The organism is Psychrobacter sp. T6-1, assembly GCF_052258445.1.
In genome coordinates, this window is the sequence record NZ_JBQQFC010000248.1 from 1 (window position 1) to 3,702 (window position 3,702).

Sequence of the window (3,702 nt, forward strand, 5' to 3'; positions counted from 1 at the left end):
TCAGGCAGGACGCTTTTTAGATAGTGGCTTTGAGCACAAGAGATGGCGATGTCACCGATGTTGCCATAATCTGCTGCTAAGAAAATAAAACAGCGGCGACCAAGTGGCAATGGCATTTCTCTTTTGTTTCTATGAACAGCTACACGCTGTTTTAATCTAAGCGGAATAAGCTTTTTTACCGTATTAAATCTCATTTTGAGATGCTCCTATTATTTTTGCTTAGCAGCTTTTTAACCCATTCTCGGCGCTTTGAGCCAAAAGGTAATAGTCTCTCTAATCTAGGTAGTGGCTTGCGTTTAAGCACTTGCTCAACGTGAGGCAACCATTGCTGACCTTTGCCTGTTTCTATTATCTTATTACGAATGAGTAACCAATCTATATACATAGCTTCACTATGCAAGATCATACCGCTAAAAACAGAGGGCTCAATAGGGGTGCTAAAGCATTTAGGATTTTGAGCGCCTACTAGTAATAGGTTCATACGAGTTCTAACACACTTCTCACAGCGGCCGCAGTTGCTATCATGCTTGCCACCTGCCCAGCAAACACGCAGGTTCTCAAGCCCTATTTGCCACTTTGTAAGTACCTCCAGCTTTTGTAAACGATTGAACCCTGCCCCATCATGAATAATTCTAAATGAGCCTGAGCTTAATAATGGATCAGTCATTGGATGCGAGCCCCATGGACTGAGCAGCACATCATAGGAGTCGCCACTGCCAATGAGACCAGTGCCTGCATACTTTTTCAGTCCACACAGTACCGACGCAATAGCAGCAGCATGATAGTCCTCCCAATTGATATCCCATAGCTGTCTAATATTAGTCTTAACCAGCAACAAGTCGATGTTCAAGTCTTTAAGGACAGTACTGGCTATTTTGGCTGCGCTATCGAACCCTTGCTTATCATTAAGAGGTATATCAAACCCCTGTATAAACACACCGGCAAGCAGCTTACGCGTACTGTAGCCTGCCAAACCTTTAGCGTGACGATAGGCTGTAAACTGGGCATCAACGCCACCTGAAAAAGCGCAAACAGCACCTTCAATTATTGCTTCGTTTTCTCGAGTTGAATCCGCTTTTATATCAATTAAATGATACTGCTTGGGTAGCCATTTATTCCAAATATGCTGAAGTTCGGTGATATTAGATAACAACTCTAAAGACAGACTACCATGGACGACAATATCAGCTTGCACTTGCATCGCTGGCAGTAAAGTAGCAAGCAGGTAAGCGTCGCAGTCGTCATCTTTTGGTAGTGGTATGCCAACTGGATATAGAAACCATAACTCCTTGTCAATACACTCTTGATTAGCAGACTTCTGCTTTATCAGACAGCAACGCTGAGATCCATTATCTTTAGTCTGAGTAGGCTGAGGAAAAAGCTCAAAACAATCTTTCATATAAAACCCCTATAAAGAGATAGCCTTCTAATTCACTTACGATTAACGATTAACGATTAACAAGTCATTATCATAGAACTCTTCAGTAATAAGTGCTACGTTCTACAGACAGTTTAATATAAATCGTCTTTGGTAAATTAGGACTGATAATTGGTACGTTTTAATATATGCTTGGCTTTAAGCAATTTTATTATTATATTTATATTGATATTAGCAATCTTTGAAAATCTGGTGTAGAAAATATCTTTATTAACTGAATACAATTCTCTAAATCTACGTTGAATATCATCTTTATGCTTATCAAAACCATCAAAGTAAGCAGACAAAACAAAGATATACCTAGATATAGAATTTATTTCTTTTTTAAAATCATCGACTAAATCATATTTTCGAACATATCTACATAACTCAGATAAAAACAACAAGTTATCCTCCAAAACCTTTATTTCTATAGGTTTTCTACTAACTGAGTTTGGCGCTAAAACAAAATTATGTAGCACCTCATCCAATACTACAATTTTTTGTGCATGACAATATAAACTATACACGAATAAAGCGTCTTCGTTATGCTTTAGATTTTTATTAAAAACAACTTTGTTTTCTAAAACGATTTCTCGTCTAAAAAAATTCAACCATGCTGATACTGGGCTTAGATTAGTTTCGTCAAGGAATGACTTAAGATCAGTATATTCTTTATAGATTATAGGCTTTCTATCTAAAGCAACATCAGTTGGTCTAAAACGACGACAATCAAAAAAAACAATATCAGCGTTGGTAGATTTTGCAGCTTTGATTAGAATCTCAAAAGCATCTACCTCCAAAAAATCATCACTATCTAAAAAGTATAACCAGTCACCCTTGGATGAGTGAATACCTAAATTTCTGGTTATACTCACCCCTTGATTATCCTTGTCTATAAATCTAATTCGACTATCTCTATCAGCATACTCTTTGCATATCATAGGAGATCTATCTGTACTACCGTCATTTATTAGAATAATCTCTAGCGCTGCGTAGGTTTGATTGACCACTGAGTCGAGACACTTTTCTAGGTAATCTTCTTTGTTGTAGACTGGTATGACTACACTTATTAAAGGCGTACTCATTACTATATCTCCACTAATAGCTGATTTGATGATTTGATGATTTAACTTTAACGATGTGTTTATTATCAAATGCTCTATAAGGTTTATTATTTCTCAACGTACCTATAGATTTTTAAAGCTATCGTCCTAAGCCGCCATTTAGTTAACCATAAACGCCACTTAATATATCTCTTAACTCGTAAACCAAAAACACTGTTCTCAGACGTACTATCTGAGATTTTTTTTGATGCTACCTCTCTTTCTTTTTGTATGCTGCTACTAGCAAAATCTGAAGGATGGTCAACAAAATCAGATAAGAATATTTTGTCAATAATATTCAAATTCACTAAGAACTCCCAATCATCAGCGACTATAAAATTATTTTTGGACAATTCAATAATACTTTTAGCTAAATCAAAACTTATAAGGTAGCAACAGCTACCGTGGATAAAAGGATTGCTCTTAATTGTTTTATAAAATTTTTGACCCCCTATAGTAGTAACATACTTAAAACTTTTAACGATCATCTTCTTATTAAAATCAGTCTGACCACCAAGCAAGTAAAGTATGTTTGGATTTAACTCAATATCTGAAAAGGTAGTAATAAAGTCCTTGAACCTTTTGTCCAAAATAACATCATCTTCTAAAACGCATGTCCATCTGATATTGCTATCCAGCATATCTTGATAAACTAAAAGATGACTTAAACTACAACCAATTTCACCAGCAGTCGCTGGAAACCCTCTTTCAACAATAGCTGCTGTACTTTTTTCTCTATATAAATCTAATATACTATCTGATAGCTCTTTCCCATATATAGCATTAACAAACCTAAACTTGATATCATATTTATTTAGGGCGTTAGATATAGTTCTTCTTTTTTCCATATCCTTTTCTAGTGAAACTATATATATTTTTAGCATTTTGTTTATCCAAGATAGTTATTTATTTCTTATGCTTTTATCCCCAATATTTGTCAACTTTGAAGCAAATAATTTGATGCTTTTGTAGTTCTATTTATCTCTAAGCATGTTCAGCCATTTTCTTAAATTGAGAATTGTTCTCTACCAACTCTTGGTAAGTGCCTTGATCTACTACTTTTCCTTGATCAATCAAATAAATAATGTCGCACTTTTGCACCGTTTTTAGACGATGGGCGATCATAATGATGGTCTTTTTACCGCTTAAGTCGTGTATAGCGTCCATGATTACTTTTTC

4 protein-coding genes and 1 pseudogene are annotated in these 3,702 nt (G+C 35.5%); all 5 read right to left on the bottom strand.

What is annotated here, in order from left to right:
* A partial coding sequence (locus tag ACTXGO_RS11045; RefSeq protein ID WP_443574511.1) for a hypothetical protein occupies positions 1–194 on the bottom strand: 194 nt, incomplete at its 3' end.
* Positions 191–1,399, bottom strand: a complete 1,209-nt coding sequence (locus tag ACTXGO_RS11050) for a hypothetical protein (RefSeq protein WP_443574513.1) — start codon at positions 1,397–1,399, stop codon at positions 191–193. The genes ACTXGO_RS11045 and ACTXGO_RS11050, both read right to left, overlap by 4 nt.
* A 137-nt stretch (positions 1,400–1,536) precedes the next feature.
* Entirely contained in the window at positions 1,537–2,505 is a 969-nt protein-coding gene (locus ACTXGO_RS11055; RefSeq protein ID WP_443574514.1) for a glycosyltransferase family 2 protein, read from the bottom strand.
* Between the two features lie 86 nt (positions 2,506–2,591).
* Positions 2,592–3,407, bottom strand: coding sequence for a glycosyltransferase family 25 protein (locus ACTXGO_RS11060; RefSeq protein WP_443574515.1), 816 nt, complete (start codon positions 3,405–3,407; stop codon positions 2,592–2,594).
* Positions 3,408–3,507: 100 nt separating this feature from the next.
* Positions 3,508–3,702 (bottom strand): annotated as a pseudogene (locus ACTXGO_RS11065) (ABC transporter ATP-binding protein); the annotation flags it as partial.